General features: G+C 72.5%; 16 protein-coding genes and 1 pseudogene. 8 read left to right on the forward strand and 9 right to left on the reverse strand.

From position 1 onward, the window contains the following. Positions 1–101 precede the first annotated feature (101 nt). Complete coding sequence (locus ACFZAX_RS26965) at positions 102–1,448, forward strand: M28 family peptidase (protein ID WP_390964864.1); 1,347 nt, start codon at positions 102–104, stop codon at positions 1,446–1,448. Between the two features lie 107 nt (positions 1,449–1,555). Here the strand turns inward: ACFZAX_RS26965 and ACFZAX_RS26970 are convergent, their stop codons facing one another. Next, complete coding sequence (locus tag ACFZAX_RS26970; protein WP_390964865.1) at positions 1,556–2,770, reverse strand: acyl-CoA dehydrogenase family protein; 1,215 nt, start codon at positions 2,768–2,770, stop codon at positions 1,556–1,558. Positions 2,771–2,778: 8 nt separating this feature from the next. Then, a complete protein-coding gene (locus tag ACFZAX_RS26975; protein ID WP_390964866.1) occupies positions 2,779–3,801 on the reverse strand; it encodes a phosphotransferase in 1,023 nt (340 codons plus the stop codon). Positions 3,802–4,034: 233 nt separating this feature from the next. Between ACFZAX_RS26975 and ACFZAX_RS26980 the strand changes: the two genes are divergently transcribed. Continuing rightward, positions 4,035–5,333: an enolase C-terminal domain-like protein gene (locus ACFZAX_RS26980; protein WP_390964867.1), complete on the forward strand. Its 1,299-nt coding sequence runs from the start codon at positions 4,035–4,037 to the stop codon at positions 5,331–5,333. A 78-nt stretch (positions 5,334–5,411) separates the two neighbouring features. Here the strand turns inward: ACFZAX_RS26980 and ACFZAX_RS26985 are convergent, their stop codons facing one another. Then, entirely contained in the window at positions 5,412–5,789 is a 378-nt protein-coding gene (locus tag ACFZAX_RS26985; RefSeq protein WP_390964868.1) for a winged helix-turn-helix transcriptional regulator, read from the reverse strand. An 80-nt stretch (positions 5,790–5,869) separates the two neighbouring features. Between ACFZAX_RS26985 and ACFZAX_RS26990 the strand changes: the two genes are divergently transcribed. After that, positions 5,870–6,541, forward strand: coding sequence for an NAD(P)-binding domain-containing protein (locus ACFZAX_RS26990; RefSeq protein ID WP_390964869.1), 672 nt, complete (start codon positions 5,870–5,872; stop codon positions 6,539–6,541). On the opposite strand, the gene ACFZAX_RS26995 is transcribed toward ACFZAX_RS26990, so the two are convergent. Next, positions 6,504–7,322 carry a hypothetical protein gene (locus tag ACFZAX_RS26995; RefSeq protein WP_390964870.1) on the reverse strand — a complete coding sequence of 273 codons (819 nt, stop codon included), beginning with the start codon at positions 7,320–7,322 and terminating at the stop codon, positions 6,504–6,506. The two genes, ACFZAX_RS26990 and ACFZAX_RS26995, sit on opposite strands and share 38 nt — an antisense overlap. A 56-nt stretch (positions 7,323–7,378) precedes the next feature. Here ACFZAX_RS26995 and ACFZAX_RS27000 point away from each other — a divergent pair. The 4 genes and pseudogenes from ACFZAX_RS27000 to ACFZAX_RS27015 all read left to right on the forward strand — a co-directional run. After that, positions 7,379–7,528 (forward strand): annotated as a pseudogene (locus tag ACFZAX_RS27000) (ArsR/SmtB family transcription factor); the annotation flags it as partial. A gap of 172 nt (positions 7,529–7,700) precedes the next feature. After that, positions 7,701–8,387 carry a helix-turn-helix domain-containing protein gene (locus ACFZAX_RS27005; protein WP_390964871.1) on the forward strand — a complete coding sequence of 229 codons (687 nt, stop codon included), beginning with the start codon at positions 7,701–7,703 and terminating at the stop codon, positions 8,385–8,387. Between the two features lie 32 nt (positions 8,388–8,419). Beyond that, the gene (locus ACFZAX_RS27010) at positions 8,420–8,917 is read left to right on the forward strand and encodes a DUF3291 domain-containing protein (RefSeq protein ID WP_390964872.1); all 498 of its coding nucleotides are present in this window, start codon (positions 8,420–8,422) and stop codon (positions 8,915–8,917) included. Positions 8,918–9,130: 213 nt separating this feature from the next. After that, entirely contained in the window at positions 9,131–9,760 is a 630-nt protein-coding gene (locus ACFZAX_RS27015; protein WP_390964873.1) for an alpha-ketoglutarate-dependent dioxygenase AlkB, read from the forward strand. 70 nt (positions 9,761–9,830) lie between these two features. Here the strand turns inward: ACFZAX_RS27015 and ACFZAX_RS27020 are convergent, their stop codons facing one another. The 5 genes from ACFZAX_RS27020 to ACFZAX_RS27040 form a co-directional block, all read right to left on the reverse strand. After that, positions 9,831–10,286 (reverse strand): NUDIX domain-containing protein, encoded by a 456-nt coding sequence (locus ACFZAX_RS27020; RefSeq protein ID WP_390964874.1) that lies wholly within the window; start codon positions 10,284–10,286, stop codon positions 9,831–9,833. A 187-nt stretch (positions 10,287–10,473) separates the two neighbouring features. After that, positions 10,474–10,809 carry a DUF202 domain-containing protein gene (locus tag ACFZAX_RS27025; RefSeq protein WP_390964875.1) on the reverse strand — a complete coding sequence of 112 codons (336 nt, stop codon included), beginning with the start codon at positions 10,807–10,809 and terminating at the stop codon, positions 10,474–10,476. After that, entirely contained in the window at positions 10,806–11,201 is a 396-nt protein-coding gene (locus ACFZAX_RS27030) for a DUF202 domain-containing protein (protein WP_390964876.1), read from the reverse strand. The genes ACFZAX_RS27025 and ACFZAX_RS27030 overlap by 4 nt, the downstream gene beginning before the upstream one ends. A gap of 70 nt (positions 11,202–11,271) precedes the next feature. Continuing rightward, complete coding sequence (locus ACFZAX_RS27035) at positions 11,272–11,790, reverse strand: NUDIX domain-containing protein (RefSeq protein WP_390964877.1); 519 nt, start codon at positions 11,788–11,790, stop codon at positions 11,272–11,274. Positions 11,791–11,852: 62 nt separating this feature from the next. Then, complete coding sequence (locus ACFZAX_RS27040; RefSeq protein WP_390964878.1) at positions 11,853–12,764, reverse strand: DMT family transporter; 912 nt, start codon at positions 12,762–12,764, stop codon at positions 11,853–11,855. A 292-nt stretch (positions 12,765–13,056) separates the two neighbouring features. Here ACFZAX_RS27040 and ACFZAX_RS27045 point away from each other — a divergent pair, with 292 nt between their 5' ends. After that, complete coding sequence (locus ACFZAX_RS27045) at positions 13,057–14,712, forward strand: FAD-binding dehydrogenase (protein WP_390964879.1); 1,656 nt, start codon at positions 13,057–13,059, stop codon at positions 14,710–14,712. Positions 14,713–14,863 lie beyond the last annotated feature (151 nt).

Here is a 14,863-nt window from a genome sequence, read left to right on the forward strand (position 1 = left end):
ATAGCACCGCGCACCACCAGCTCCAGGTCCGGCCGGGGGTACCGCCCCGGCCGGGTACCCCCCGCGCCTTCCGTCACCTTTCACGGAAATCGGAGCATGTGATGAGACCGGTCCTGCGCAGAACCCTGCCCTCCGCCGCCGCCCTCGCGGTGGCCTCCCTGTTCATGACGTCGGGGGCCGCGCACTCCGCGGCCCCCGACCTCGTACCGGCGGCCCCCGTGGCGGTGACCGCCGCCGCGGCGGTCACCGCCCCCGACATCCCGCTCGCCAACGTCAAGGCCCACCTGACCCAGCTCCAGTCGATCGCCACCGCCAACGGCGGCAACCGCGCGCACGGCCGTACCGGCTACAAGGCGTCCGTCGACTACGTGAAGGCGAAGCTCGACGCCGCCGGGTACACCACCACCCTCCAGCAGTTCACGTCCAGCGGCTCCACCGGCTACAACCTGGTCGCGGACTGGCCGGGCGGCGACACCTCGAAGGTCCTGATGGCGGGGGCCCACCTGGACTCGGTGACCGCCGGCGCCGGGATCAACGACAACGGCTCCGGCTCGGCGGCCGTACTGGAGACCGCCCTCGCCGTCTCCCGGGCCGGCTACCAGCCGGACAAGCACCTCCGCTTCGCCTGGTGGGGCGCCGAGGAGCTGGGCATGGTCGGGTCGAAGTACTACGTCAACAACCTGGCGGCCACCGAACGCGCCAAGCTCACCGGCTACCTCAACTTCGACATGATCGGCTCGCCCAACCCCGGCTACTTCGTCTACGACGACGACCCGACGATCGAGCAGACCTTCAAGGACTACTACGCGGGCATCTCCACAGCGACCGAGATCGAGACCGAGGGCGACGGACGCTCCGACCACGCGCCCTTCAAGACGGCGGGCGTCCCGGTCGGCGGACTCTTCTCCGGCGCCGACTACATCAAGACCGCCGCGCAGGCGCAGAAGTGGGGCGGCACCTCGGGGCTGGCCTTCGACCGCTGCTACCACGCCTCCTGCGACAGCTCCGCCAACATCGACGACACCGCGCTCGACCGCAACAGCGACGCCGTCGCCTACGCGGTCTGGAACCTCTCGGCAGCCACGGCCACCCCGCCGGCCGGGACAGTGTTCACCAACGCCACCGACGTGACCGTGCCGGACAACGGCGCCGCCGTCACCTCCGCCCTCACCGTCTCCGGGCGCACCGGCAACGCGCCCGCCGGCCTCAAGGTGGACGTGGACATCCGGCACACCTGGCGCGGTGACCTCGTGGTGGACCTGGTCGCACCGGACGGCACCGCCTACCGGCTGAAGAGCGCGAGCAGCAGTGACTCGGCGGACAACGTCGTCGCCACCTACACCGTCAACGCGTCGTCCGAAGTGGCCAACGGCGTGTGGAAGTTGAAGGTGCAGGACACGGCGTCCTCCGACACCGGGTACATCAACAGCTGGTCACTGACCTTCTGATCCCCGGCATCCGGCGGACACCACCCGGCCGTCCGGTGCGCGGGGCACACGCCCCCGCGCACCGGACGGCCGGCTTTCGCGGTGCCCGTCGTCAGAGGTACTTCTCGTCAGAGGTACTTCTTGATCTCCCGCCGCGCCAGCGAGCGCTGGTGCACCTCGTCCGGCCCGTCCGCCAGCCGCAAGGTCCGTGCGGACGCCCAGAGTTCGGCGAGCGGGAAGTCCTGGCTCACGCCCCCCGCGCCGTGCAGCTGGACCGCGTCGTCGAGGATGCCGAGCACCGCGCGGGGTGTGGCGATCTTGATGGCCTGGATCTCGGTGTGCGCTCCCCGGTTGCCCACGGTGTCCATCAGCCACGCCGTCTTCAGTACCAGCAACCGCAGTTGCTCGACGGTCACCCGGGCGTCCGCGATCCAGTTCTGCACCACGCCCTGCTGGGCGAGCGGCTTCCCGAACGCCGTACGCGAGACCGCGCGGCGGCACATCAGCTCGATCGCGCGCTCCGCCATGCCGATCAGCCGCATGCAGTGGTGGATGCGCCCCGGGCCGAGCCGCGCCTGGGCGATGCCGAAACCGCCGCCCTCCTCGCCGATCAGGTTGGCCGCCGGCACGCGGACGTCGGTGAAGACGAGTTCGGCGTGGCCGCCGTGCCAGTGGTCCTCGTACCCGTACACCCGCATGGCACGGCGCACTTCGAGGCCGGGGGTGTCGCGGGGCACCAGGATCATCGACTGCTGGCGGCGGATGTCCTCGCCGTCCGGGTCGGTCTTGCCCATCACGATGAAGATCGCGCAGTCCGGGTTCATCGCCCCGGAGATGTACCACTTGCGGCCGTTGACGACATAGTCGTCGCCGTCGCGCGTGATCCGGGTCTCGATGTTGGTCGCGTCGGAGGACGCCACCTCGGGTTCCGTCATGGCGAACCCCGAACGGATCTCGCCCGCCAGCAGCGGCTCCAGCCACTGCTTCTTCTGGGCGTCCGAACCGAACTGGTGGAGCACCTCCATGTTCCCGGTGTCCGGCGCCGCGCAGTTCAGCGCGGTCGGCGCCAACTGCGGCGAACGGCCGCTGATTTCGGCGAGCGGCGCGTACTGGAGATTGGTCAGCCCCGCACCGTGCTCGGCGTCCGGCAGGAAGAGGTTCCACAGACCCTGGCGGCGCGCCTCGGCCTTCAGCTCCTCCACCACCGGAGGGGTCTCCCACGGCGAGGAGAGCCGCGCCCGCTGCTCCTCGGCGGTCTTCTCCGCGGGGTGGACGTGCTCGTCCATGAAGGTGAGCAGCTTGGCGCGCAGCTCCTCGGTACGGGCGTCGAATGCGAAGTCCATGCGGGTGATCAGCCTTCCTGGAAGGTGGTGAGGCCGTGCTCGATGAAGAGGGGGACGAGTTCGCCGATGCGGTCGAAGCCCGCGCCGACCGTCTGGCCCAGCGTGTAGCGGTAGTGGATGCCCTCCAGGATCACGGCGAGCTTGAACCACGCGAACGCGGTGTACCAGGAGAGGGCGGAGGTGTCGCGGCCGGAGCGGGCGGCGTAGCGCCCGATCAGCTCGGCGGGGGAGGGGTGGCCCGGGGCGCCGCTCGTCGTGGAGACGGGCGACTCGGGAAGTCCCAGGTCGGAGCTGTACATCACCAGCAGACCGAGGTCGGTGAGCGGGTCGCCGAGCGTGGACATCTCCCAGTCGAGCACGGCCTTGACGGAGTCGTCGGCGCCGATCAGCACGTTGTCCAGGCGGTAGTCGCCGTGCACGACGGTCGGGGCCGGCGAGTGGGGCAGCGCGCGGCCGAGGCCGGCGTGCAGTTCGTCGATGCCCGGCAGCTCGCGGTTGCGCGAGGCGTCCAGCTGCTTCCCCCAGCGCCGCAGTTGCCGGTCGAGGAAGCCCTCGGGGTGTCCGAAGTCGCCGAGTCCGACCGCCGCCGGGTCCACGGCGTGCAGGTCGACCAGGGTGTCCACCAGCCCCAGCACCACCTGCCGGGTCCGCTCGGCGCCGAGTGGGGCGAGCTGGTCGGCGGTACGGAAGGGGGTGCCCTCCACGTACTCCATGACGTAGAACGGCGCCCCGATGACGGAGTCGTCCTCGCACAGCAGCACCGCCTCGGGCACCGGTACCGCGGTCGGGTGCAGGGCGTCGATCACCCGGTGCTCGCGCTTCATGTCGTGCGCGGTCGCGAGGACATGGCCCAGCGGCGGTCTGCGGACCACCCAGGTGCGGACGGAGTCGGTGACGGTGTACGTCAGGTTCGACCGGCCACCCTCGATGAGCCGGGCTTCGAGCGGTCCGCTCACCAGCCCCGGCCGCTCGCGGTCGAGATGGCCGCGCAGCAGGGCGGGGTCGAGTCCTGGCGGGGGGACTGAGCTCATGACGCGCACCTCCGGGGGTGGTGGACCGAACGTGCCCATGATGCCGACCAGTCGGTATGTCGTCCAGTGAGTGGCCCGAATCCGCGGCCGCGAAGTGCGGTCGGGCCCGGGGACCCGGTGTCCACCCGGGCTGTTCCCCCGGGGCCGCCCGGGCTCCCGTTCGGGCGTCCACCCCGGCGCCCACCCTGGATTCCACCCTGGCGTCTGGATGCATCCCTGAATAGAGTTCACGTATGGATACAGAGTTGTTGATCGAGGACGTCCGGCTCACCCCGATTCTCATAGCCGACCCGCCACTGCTCAACACCCAGGGCGTGCACCAGCCCTACACCCCGCGGCTCATCGTGGAAGTGGTCACACGGGGTGGCGTGACCGGGATCGGGGAGACGTACGGCGACTCCGTCTACCTCGATCTCGCCCGCCCGCTCGCCCAGGCGCTGCCGGGCCGGTCGGTCAGCGATCTGAACGGCCTCTTCGCCCTCGCGGAGGAGGTGTGCGGCGACTCCCGCGCGGCCGGTGGCGAGGAGGAGGGTGTCGACGCGGGCGGCCTGCGGGGCGTCCGTACGGCCGACAAGCTCCGGCTCTCCGTCGTCTCCGGCTTCGAGGTCGCCTGCCTGGACGCGCTCGGCAAGGCGCTCGGCCTGCCCGTGCACGCCCTGCTCGGCGGCAAGGTCCGCGACGCCGTCGACTACAGCGCGTACCTCTTCTACCGCTGGGCCGCCCACCCCGAGGGCGGCGAGGCGGACGACTGGGGCGCCGCCGTCGACCCGGCCGGCGTCGTCGCCCAGGCCGAACGCTTCGCCCGGGAGTACGGTTTCGGCTCGTTCAAGCTCAAGGGCGGTGTCTTCCCGCCCGACGAGGAGATCGCCGCGATCCGCGCGCTCGCCGGGGCGTTTCCCGGCCGTCCGTTGCGGCTCGACCCCAACGGCGCCTGGTCGGTGGAGACCTCACTCCGCGTCGCCCGCGAACTGGGGGGCGTGCTGGAGTACCTGGAGGACCCGGCGAGCGGAACTGAGGCCATGGCGGAGGTGTCGGCGGGCACGGACGTCCCGCTCGCCACCAACATGTGCGTCACCACGCTCGCCGAGCTGCCCGAGGCCTTCGCGAAGGACGCGGTGCAGGTCGTCCTCTCCGACCACCACTACTGGGGCGGGCTGCACCGCACCCGTGAACTGGCCGGCATCTGCCGTACGTTCGGGGTGGGCCTGTCGATGCACTCCAACACCCACCTCGGCATCAGCCTCGCCGCGATGACCCATGTCGCCGCCACCGTGCCCAATCTCGACTACGCCTGCGACAGTCACTACCCCTGGCAGACCGAGGACGTCATCACCACCCGCCACGTCTTCGAGGACGGGCGGCTGACCGTCTCCGACGCGCCCGGCCTCGGCGTCGAACTCGACCGGGACCGGCTGGCCGTCCTCCACCGGCGCTGGCTGGACGACGACGGGACCATGCGCGACCGCGACGACGCGGCGGCGATGCGCAAGGCCGACCCCGCGTGGACGACCCCGGCGATCCCGCGCTGGTGACACCGACCGGTGACACCGCGCCGGCCGATTCCGATCCCGACCCGGTTCGCGCCGGATCGGGTCGAACGGGCGCGCGGCTCAGTCGTCCCACCCCTGCGCCGCCACGAACGCGTCCCCGTGCTCGGCCGACCAGCGGCCCAGCGCCGCGATCGGTTCCAGCAGCGTCCGGCCGAGCGGGGTCAGCGCGTACTCGACGCGGCGCGGCGCCCCGGCATGGACCGTACGCTCCACCAGCGCGTACTCCGTGAGCCTGCGCAGGGTCTCGTTGAGCACCTTGGAGCTGATCGAGCCGATCACCGCGTGCAGATCGCGCGGGCGCAGCGGCCCCGCTCCCAACGCCTGGATCACCACGGCGTTCCAGGTGTTCGCCAGCAGGTCGAACCCGAGTCTCGCCCGGCAGTCGGCCAGCACCCGCTCCACAACGCCCCCTTTGAGCATGCCGCTTGGGCACCACATGGTAGGCGCCGCATCTCCTAACGTCGCAGATACCGCTCCCCGCAACCGGAGGGTGGCGGCGACGAAGGAGGGGGAGACGGATGCGCATCGGCGTGCTCGGCACGGGAAACATGGCGGACGCACTCGGAACGCGCTGGGTCGCGGCCGGGCACGAGGTGCTCTTCGGCGGGCGGTCGCCGGAGCGGTCACACGCCCTCGCAGCCCGGGCCGGCGGCCGCCCCGGCACCCTGGGCGAGGCGGCTTCCTTCGGGGACGCGGCCCTGCTCGCCCTGCCCCACGACGCCCTGGCGGACGTACTGGCCGCACTCGGCTCCGGTACGGGCGCGTTGCGCGGGCGGACGTTGATCGACTGCACCAACGCGATCGGCCCCGGTCTGCTGCTCACCACCGGCACCGGCCCGGGTGCCGCCCGCACCCTCGCCCGTATCACCGGGGCCGCGGTGGTCAAGGCGTTCAACCACCTCCCCGACTCCGTGTGGCGGCTCGGCCCGCTCGCCGCCGCCACCACCGAGGGCCCGCTCGCCGTCCCGCTCTGCGGCGACGACGAGGCCGCGCTGGAGACCGTACGCACCCTGGTGCGCGATCTCGGACACGTACCGCTCACGGTCGGGGGCCTGGAGCGGGCCGATCAACTGGAGGCCGTGACCGCGTTCCTGATCGGTCTGTGGAAATCCGGCCACGACCCCCGCACCCTGCTGCCGCCCTTCGAGGTCGTCACGGCCGGGGACCGAGCAGGGGGTCGGGAGCGGTGACGGTCGTCACCGGCACGGCGGGGACGGGCCCGGTGCGCCGCAGGGCGGCGACGCCGAACGGTATCGACAGCAGGGCCAGCGCGCCGACCGCGCCCACGTAGCCCGTCGCGGTGTCGCGCAGTCCCAGCGAGGGGATCGCGAGGCCGGCGGCGACGGCGGGGACGCTGTTGGCCAGGTAGCACATGACGTAGACGGCGGAGAACAGCTGGGCCCGCTGCTCGTGGGCGGCGGTCTGCGCCAGCATGCGGAAGCCGCCGAAGAACGCGGTGCCGAAGCCGAATCCGGCGACCGCGGTGGCGGCCGGCAGCAGCGGCATCGACGGCAGGAGGAGGGCCGGCAGGGTCAGCAGGGTTCCGGCGGCCAGGGCCACGGAGCCGGAGAGCATGATCGGCAACGGGGGCATGTCGCGCAGCGCGAGGCAGGCGATCCCGGCGGTGCCGGGCAGCAGCGCCACCACGAGACCGGCGACGACGTGGTTGCCGGTGTGCAGGATGTCCGCCGTCAGCGACGATCCCAGCGAGAGGTACAGGCCGCCGATCGCCCAGCTGGCGACGAACGGGGGAGCGGCGATCAGGAACGCCCTGCGGTCCGTGTGCGGTACGGACACCCGTGGACGGAGCGAGGCGAGCGTGCCGGGGCGCAGCGGGGAGGTCTCTTGCACCAGCCGTACGGAGACCGCCAGCGCCAGGGAGACGGCCGCGAGCAGGGCGAAGACGACCACGTGCGGCGAGGGCGCGTACTGGGTGAGTACGCCACCGGCCAGCGCGCCCACCGCCACCATGCCGCCCGACCCGAGACCTCGCGCACCCGGAAGCCGCAACGCTGGAACTGACCGGTGTGCTCTTCGCGCTGAGCGATCCGGCTCGGCTGGAGATCGTGCGGCGCCTCGCCGTCGCCGGCTCCCTGGAGGTCGCGGAGTGCCGGCCGGATTCCGGTCCCATTCCGAAGTCGACGCTCTCCCACCACCTGAAGACCCTGCGTGAGGCGGGCCTCGTCCGTAACGTCCCCCGGGGCCGGCAGCGCTCGCTCACGCTGCGCCGGGACGACCTCGACACACGCTTCCCGGGGCTGCTGGACGCGGTCCTGCAGGGGTGTCCCGCGTACTGGACACCCACCGTCGCCTTCTATCTCCAACCGGCGTTGTTCCTAGAATGGCCGGGTGGAGGACATCGACGCGATCGCAATGCTGCAGGACCCGGTACGCCGCCGCCTGTACGAGTACGTGGTGGCCCAGGGGCGCGAGGTCGGCCGCAACGAGGCCGCCGAGGCGATCGGGGTGGCGCGCACCCTGGCCGCGCACCACCTCGACAAGCTGACCGAGGCCGGTCTGCTGGGGAGTGGCAGCCGCCGGCTGTCGGGACGCTCGGGGCCAGGGGCCGGGCGGCCTGCCAAGGTGTACGCGCGGGTGCGGGCCGAGTTCGCGGTATCGCTCCCCGCCCGCGATTACCGCACCGCCGCCGAACTCCTCGCCGAGGCCGCCGAGGAGGCCGGCCTCGACGCCGGTCTCCGCGCGGCGGCGCGCCGCCGGGGCGAGGCGCTGCGCGGACCGGCGGCGGCCTGCGGTGACCTCGACGAGGCCGCGCGGCTGCTGGCCGCGCGCGGCTACGAACCTCATCTGGAGGATGAAGGTGACCCGGAGGGCGTGGAGGCGGTGACCCCCGTGGTCCGCATGCGCAACTGCCCCTTCCACGCGGTCGCCGAACGCTTCCCGCCGCTCGTCTGCGGCATGAACCTCGCGCTCCTGGAAGGGCTGCTCGGGGCGGACGGCCCCGTCCGCGCCCGCATGGACCCCAGGCCGGGGGAGTGCTGCGTGGTCGTCGAAAACTCTAAAACCAATGTCGATTGACATAGAAAAGTGTGCCGTGCTGGGATGAGGCCATGACCGCATCCCCGCGCGCCGCCCACCTGGCCCAGCTCAACGTCGCCACGCTCCTCCACCCGCTCGACGACCCGCGCATCGCGCCGTTCGTCGAAGCCCTCGACCCGGTCAACGCCACGGCGGACGGCGCGCCCGGCTTCGTGTGGCGGCTCGTGGCGGACGGAACGGCCGACGCCACGGCCCTGCGCCCGGCCGGTGAGAACGTCATCGTCAACATGTCGGTGTGGGAGACCCCGGAAGCCCTCTGGGACTTCACCTACCGCAGCGGTCACCTGGAGGTGGTGCGGCGGCGCCGCGACTGGTTCGACCGGCACGTCGAGGCGCACCTGGTGCTCTGGTGGATCCCCGCCGGACACGTGCCGACCGTCGGCGAGGCGCTGGAGCGGCTGGCCGACCTGCGGGCCAACGGCCCGTCCCCGCGTGCCTTCACCTTCGCCTCCTCCTTCAGTGCGGCGGAGGCCGCCGCAGCGCGTACGGGCGAGCTCCTCCCCGAGTGAGGAGGACGAGGCGGGGCGGCGTACGTGCCCCGCGCCCGCGGCGAATCCGGGCCCGGGGCGCCCGGGCTCCGCACGGCGTGCCAGGGTGAAATCGCCGAGGCGGGGCGGCTGTACCAATTCCAGGAGGATGAAATCGCCTCTGGGGCGGCAAGGGACCCGGGAGGGCGGACCGCGAACCCACGTTCGAACAAATGAACTACACTCGTCGGTCCCATGTCCTCATTTCTCCAGCCCTCGCTCTTCGGCCAGTCCGACGGCCCCGCGCTCGCACCCCTGACCGGCCTGTGCCGGACGGAGCTCGGCCACGGAGCCTGGATCGACCTGCTGCCGGGCTGGCTGACCGGCGCCGACGCACTCTTCGCGCGCCTCGCAACCGGGGTCCCCTGGCACGCGGAACAGCGCCGGATGTACGACCGCACCGTCGACGTACCGCGCCTGCTGGCCTTCTACCGGGCCTCCGACGCCCTGCCCCACCCCGTCCTCGCCGAAGCCCGCGACGCGTTGTCCACGCACTACGCCGAGGAACTCGGTGAGCCCTTCGCGACGGCGGGACTCTGCCACTACCGCGACGGCCGGGACAGTGTCGCCTGGCACGGGGACCGGATCGGCCGGGGCTCGCACGAGGACACGATGGTCGCCATCCTCTCCGTGGGCGCCCCGCGCGACCTGCTGCTGCGCCCCCGGGGCCACGCGGGCGGGACGCTGCGCCGCCCCCTGGGGCACGGGGACCTGATCGTGATGGGCGGGTCCTGCCAGCGGACCTGGGAGCACGCGGTGCCCAAGACGACCCGGGCCTGCGGCCCGAGGATCAGCATCCAGTACCGTCCGCGCGGGGTGCGCTGACCCGGCACGGGCGTACGCGGGTCGCGCCGGCCCGTACTTCGGCCGGCCCGTACTTCGGCCGGCCCGTGCTTCAGCCGGCCCGTACTTGGCCGGCCCGTGCGGAGTGGTGGGCCTTGATGGCCCGGTGGGCCCACGGGCACATGGTCAGATGCTCCATCGTGGGCAGCTCGAACCAGTGGAACATGATGCCCTCGCTGACCGGGAGGGCGTGCGCGTCGCCGTCCCAGTGGGCGGTGTAGACGTGGATGTGCCCCTCGGTGACGTACGGGCCTTCGGCGCGCGCCGCGGTGAACGCCGTGACGTCGGGCAGTACGAGACCGGTCTCCTCCTGGATCTCCCGCCTGATGGCATCGTCCAAGGTCTCTGTCCCCTCGGTGCCTCCGCCCACGAGGGACCAGGTGCCGCTGTCGCAGATCGGCTTGTTGGCGTCGCGCAGATGCAGGAGGTACGCGCCGCGGCCGTTGGTGATGATCACGGCGGTGCTGGACCTCTCGGGAGCGTCCGGTACGGGCAGCTCAACCACCATCCTCGGGTCGTCCGGCCGCGGTGCGACGGCCGATGGGGTCCAGGCCGATGCGTCGGCCCCCCCGTCCGGCATGCCCGTACCGGGCACGGGGAAACGCCCTTCGGGCACGGGCCCCCGGGCGTGCGGAGGTATCAGCAGCGCACGTCGCACAGGCGCACGCCGGGCGCGGATCGCCGGCGCACCTCGGTCAGAACACCATCGCCGCCGCGAAGACCGCCAGCGCGACCGTGCAGGCGGCGGCCACCAGCGCCGCTCGCGGGGCCAGCGGCTCCGGCCGCGCCGTACCGGTCTCCCGTACCCGCCGGTGGGCCACCCGCAGGAAGCCGATCCACGCCGCCGCGCTCAGGGCCAGCGCGGTCGTCGCGGCGAGGGTCGCGCCGCCGTGCAGGGCCTGCTTGCCCGCCAGTACCGCCGCCACGGTCGCGGACAGCGTGGTACGCCGCCAGGCCAGCCGGGTGCGTTCCGGCTGGAGGCCCGGGTCCCGGGCGGGCCCGGAACCGGGCTCGGGTACGGGTCCGGTCACCGGCCCTCCCAGCCGAAGAGGACGACCACCACCATCGCCACGGCCACCACCGCGACCACCAGGCTCAGCAGGGTCGGGAACCGGGAGACGGGCAGGTCCTCGCCCCGGCGCATGGCCCGTTCGCAGCGGACCCAGTGGTTCACGGCCCGCAGGGCGCAGAGCACTCCGGCGGCGAGAAGTCCGAACGCCAGGCCCGCGCGTACACCGTGGGCGAGACCCGGCAGGAACTGGTCGACGGCGAAGCCGCCGCCGATCAGCGCCAGGGCCGTACGGATCCAGGCGAGGAACGTCCGCTCGTTGGCGAGCGAGAAGCGGTAGTCCGGAGTGTCACCCTCGTCGCGGATCCGCTGCGGCGCGAACCACAACCGCAGGCTCTGCACGAATTCCTTCACGTGGGCACCCTATCCGCCCTTTTGTGGGCGGTTCTGATCACATCGGGTCGGAGTGATCAGATAACCGGAGTCAGCCCGTCCGCTCGCTCCGGAACGCGCGCAGCCGGTGGTACGCCTCCAGTCCGTCGGGTGTCCACGTCCATTCGGGGATGCGCTCCGCCAGCTCCCCGTCCGTGAGGAAGCCGTGCCAGGCGATCTCCTCCTTCTGCGGATCGACCGGCAGCGCGCACCGCACCTGGTAGACGCGTGACCACCACGAGTGCCCGTCCTTCTCGTACAGGAACGAGAACAGCGGCTCGGGCCGCGGCAGTCCGAAGACCCCGAGCTCCTCCTCCGCCTCCCGCAGCGCCGCCTCGTCGTACGACTCGCCCGCACCGACCACGCCACCGACGAACATGTCGCAGTACGAGGGGAAGACCATCTTGGTGGCCGTCCTGCGGTGCACGAACACCCGCCCCTCGGTGTCGCGCGCCTCGATGAACACGCACCGGTGGCGCAGCCCGCGCGCGGTCGCCTCACCGCGCGTCGCCCGTCCCACCACCTCGTCGTTCTCGTCGACGATGTCCAGGATCTCGTCAGCAGGATTCATGCCGCCCATCCAACAGCACGCCGACGACACCGCGCCGGGGCCCGGAGCCGGGCCGGATCCCGTCAGATCCCGCCGCCGTCCGTGGGCAGCAGGTCCCGGGCGGGATGGGCGCCGCCGCCCTTGCCGCCCGGCAGCGCCGGATGCAGCCCGAGCAGCACGATCCCGGCGACGATCGCCGCCAGCCCGGCCGCCTGGCCGGCCAGCGCCGCCGGGTCCGTGCGCACCTGGTCGCCGAGGAAACCGATGCCGCAGGCGATCCCTGCCAGCGGCTGGGCGGCGGTCAGCGCGGGCAGTGACATCCGCAGCGGGGCCATTTCGAACGCGCTCTGCACCAGGACCAGCCCGGTCACGCCGATCACCAGCACGACGTACGGCTGCCAGCCGCCCACCAGTGCGGGCCAGCCGCCGTCGGTCAGCAGCTGGCCGCTCTCCCGGGTGAGGGCGTCCTGGAGTCCGTACAGCAGCCCCGCCGCCAGAGCCAGCAGCGAAGGCGCCACCGCCGGGCGGGCGTGCCGGGCGGAGGCGGCGAGGACCAGCGCGAGCCCCACCACCACGCCGATGATCAGCCAGTGCCGCAGCGGGTCGGTCTCCGCCCGACCGCCGGTCGGCTGACCCGCGAGCAGGAACGCGGCGACCCCGCAGGAGAGCAGCACGAGCCCGCTCCATCCCTGGCGGCCGAGCCGCTGTCCGGTGAGGCCGCGCGACAGCCCCAGCGCGAAGAGCAGGTTCGTCGCCAGCAGCGGCTCCACCACCGACAGCTCGCCCTGGCCGAGGGCCAGCGCCCCGAGCACCATCCCGCAGACCATGAACCCGATGCCGGCGAGCCAGCTCCGCACCTTCATCAGGTCGAGCAGCAGCCGGGGGGAGAGGAAATCGCTCATCGGGGCGCGGCGGGCGGCGTCCTGCTGCAGGACGAAGCCGAAACCCAGGCACGCCGCCGCGCCCACGGAGAGGAGGACGACCAGCAAGGACACAGGTTTCTTCCTCGGATCGGACGGGCGGAAACGGTGTGTTCCGAACGATATGCCCCTCGGTGCAGGGGAGCGGTGAGATTGGTCCGACCGGCCTGTTGACTCCGGCATCGGGGGGTGCCGAAGATCTGACGCACGAGTAACTTCCACGCTCTGCGACCTCCGGCACCTCCGGGACTCCCCACGGACCGGCCTGCGGGACACCGGCCGGCGCTCTCTCCCGCGCGTCCGTCGCCCCGTCCCGGTGCCGCGCCCCGGCCGGACTCCGCACCGCCTCGCCCGAAGGATGGAACCCATGGCGTACGACGCCGACGTGATCGTGATCGGAGCCGGCCTCGCGGGGCTGGCCGCCACGGCGGAGCTGGCCGACGCGGGGCGCTCCGTGATCCTGCTCGACCAGGAACCCGAGCAGTCGCTCGGGGGCCAGGCGCACTGGTCCTTCGGCGGCCTCTTCCTCGTCGACTCGCCGGAGCAGCGCAGGTTCCGGATCAAGGACAACCGGGAGCTGGCCCTCCAGGACTGGTTCGGCACGGCCGGTTTCGACCGGAAGGAGGACCACTGGCCGAAGAAGTGGGCCGAGGCGTACGTCGACTTCGCCGCCGGTGAGAAGCGCTCCTGGCTGCGCGCGCAGGGGCTGCGGCTCTTCCCGGTGGTCGGCTGGGCCGAGCGTGGCGGGTACGACGCCACCGGCCACGGCAACTCCGTCCCCCGCTTCCACATCACCTGGGGCACCGGCCCCGGGGTCGTCGCCCCCTTCGAGCGGCGGGTGCGTGAGGGCGTCGCCAAGGGACTCGTCGAGTTCCGCTTCCGGCACCGGGTGACGGGCCTCGGCCGCACCGGGGGCGCCGTCGACACGGTGACCGGTGAGATCCTGGAGCCCAGCGCGGCCGAGCGCGGCACCGCGAGCAGCCGGACCGCCACCGGGGCCTTCGAGCTGCGGGCCCAGGCGGTGATCGTCACCTCCGGTGGGATCGGCGGCAACCACGACCTCGTACGGGCCCAGTGGCCGGAGCGGCTCGGCACCCCGCCCTCGAAGATGCTCTCCGGAGTCCCCGCCCACGTGGACGGGCTGATGCTCGGTGTCGCCGAGGAGGCCGGGGCCCACCACATCAACCGTGACCGCATGTGGCACTACACCGAGGGCATCGAGAACTGGAACCCGGTCTGGGACAAGCACGCCATCCGCATCCTCCCCGGCCCGTCCTCCCTCTGGTTCGACGCCCGGGGCAAGCGCCTGCCGGTCCCGCTCTTCCCCGGCTTCGACACCCTCGGCACCCTCGAACACATCATGAAGTCCGGGTACGACTACACCTGGTTCGTGCTGGACCGGCGGATCATCGGCAAGGAGTTCGCGCTCTCCGGCTCCGAACAGAACCCGGACCTCACCGGCAAGTCGGTCCGCGGCGTCATCGGCCGGGCCCGCGCCGAGGTCCCCGGACCGGTCAGGGCGTTCATGGACCACGGCGTGGACTTCGTCGTGGAGAACGACCTCGGCGCACTCGTGAGGGGCATGAACGCCCTGACCGGCGACGGGCTCATCGACGAGGACGGGCTGCGCCGCGAGATCACCGCCCGCGACCGCGAGATCGCCAACCCGTTCACCAAGGACCTCCAGATCACGGCGATCCACGCGGCGCGTTCGTACCTCGGCGACAAGCTGATCCGTACGGCGAAGCCGCACCGCATCCTCGACCCGGAGGCCGGACCGCTGATCGCCGTGCGGCTGAACATCCTCACCCGCAAGTCGCTCGGCGGGCTGGAGACGGACCTCTCCTCCCGGGTGCTGACGGCGGACGGCTCCCCGCTGCCCGGGGTGTACGCGGCGGGGGAGGCGGCCGGGTTCGGCGGCGGCGGGGTGCACGGCTACCGCTCGCTGGAGGGCACCTTCCTCGGCGGCTGCATCTTCTCCGGCCGCACGGCGGGCCGGGCGGCCGCGGCGGCTCTCGGCTGACCTCCGCGCCGCTCCCGGCCGTACGTCCGGCCTTCGCTCCCGGGCGCCTTCGTGCTGGGTGCGGCCGGACGTACGGCCGCACCCCGCACGAACGCGCCCGCCCCGGCCCGGGACCCACGATGGGCCAGCGGTCCGGGCCCCGGCGGGCCCA

This window comes from Streptomyces sp. NPDC008125 (assembly GCF_042957125.1).
GTDB lineage: Bacteria > Actinomycetota > Actinomycetes > Streptomycetales > Streptomycetaceae > Streptomyces.

What these genes read in the sequence shown, in the direction of transcription:
- ACFZAX_RS26965 (WP_390964864.1), top strand. Translation starts at nt 102, where the DNA reads ATGAGACCGGTCCTGCGCAGAACCCTGCCCTCCGCCGCCGCCCTCGCG.
- ACFZAX_RS26970 (WP_390964865.1), bottom strand. Translation starts at nt 2,770, where the DNA reads ATGGACTTCGCATTCGACGCCCGTACCGAGGAGCTGCGCGCCAAGCTG.
- ACFZAX_RS26975 (WP_390964866.1), bottom strand. Translation starts at nt 3,801, where the DNA reads ATGAGCTCAGTCCCCCCGCCAGGACTCGACCCCGCCCTGCTGCGCGGC.
- ACFZAX_RS26980 (WP_390964867.1), top strand. Translation starts at nt 4,035, where the DNA reads ATGGATACAGAGTTGTTGATCGAGGACGTCCGGCTCACCCCGATTCTC.
- ACFZAX_RS26985 (WP_390964868.1), bottom strand. Translation starts at nt 5,789, where the DNA reads ATGTGGTGCCCAAGCGGCATGCTCAAAGGGGGCGTTGTGGAGCGGGTG.
- ACFZAX_RS26990 (WP_390964869.1), top strand. Translation starts at nt 5,870, where the DNA reads ATGCGCATCGGCGTGCTCGGCACGGGAAACATGGCGGACGCACTCGGA.
- ACFZAX_RS26995 (WP_390964870.1), bottom strand. Translation starts at nt 7,322, where the DNA reads ATGGTGGCGGTGGGCGCGCTGGCCGGTGGCGTACTCACCCAGTACGCG.
- ACFZAX_RS27010 (WP_390964872.1), top strand. Translation starts at nt 8,420, where the DNA reads ATGACCGCATCCCCGCGCGCCGCCCACCTGGCCCAGCTCAACGTCGCC.
- ACFZAX_RS27015 (WP_390964873.1), top strand. Translation starts at nt 9,131, where the DNA reads ATGTCCTCATTTCTCCAGCCCTCGCTCTTCGGCCAGTCCGACGGCCCC.
- ACFZAX_RS27020 (WP_390964874.1), bottom strand. Translation starts at nt 10,286, where the DNA reads ATGGTGGTTGAGCTGCCCGTACCGGACGCTCCCGAGAGGTCCAGCACC.
- ACFZAX_RS27035 (WP_390964877.1), bottom strand. Translation starts at nt 11,790, where the DNA reads ATGAATCCTGCTGACGAGATCCTGGACATCGTCGACGAGAACGACGAG.
- ACFZAX_RS27045 (WP_390964879.1), top strand. Translation starts at nt 13,057, where the DNA reads ATGGCGTACGACGCCGACGTGATCGTGATCGGAGCCGGCCTCGCGGGG.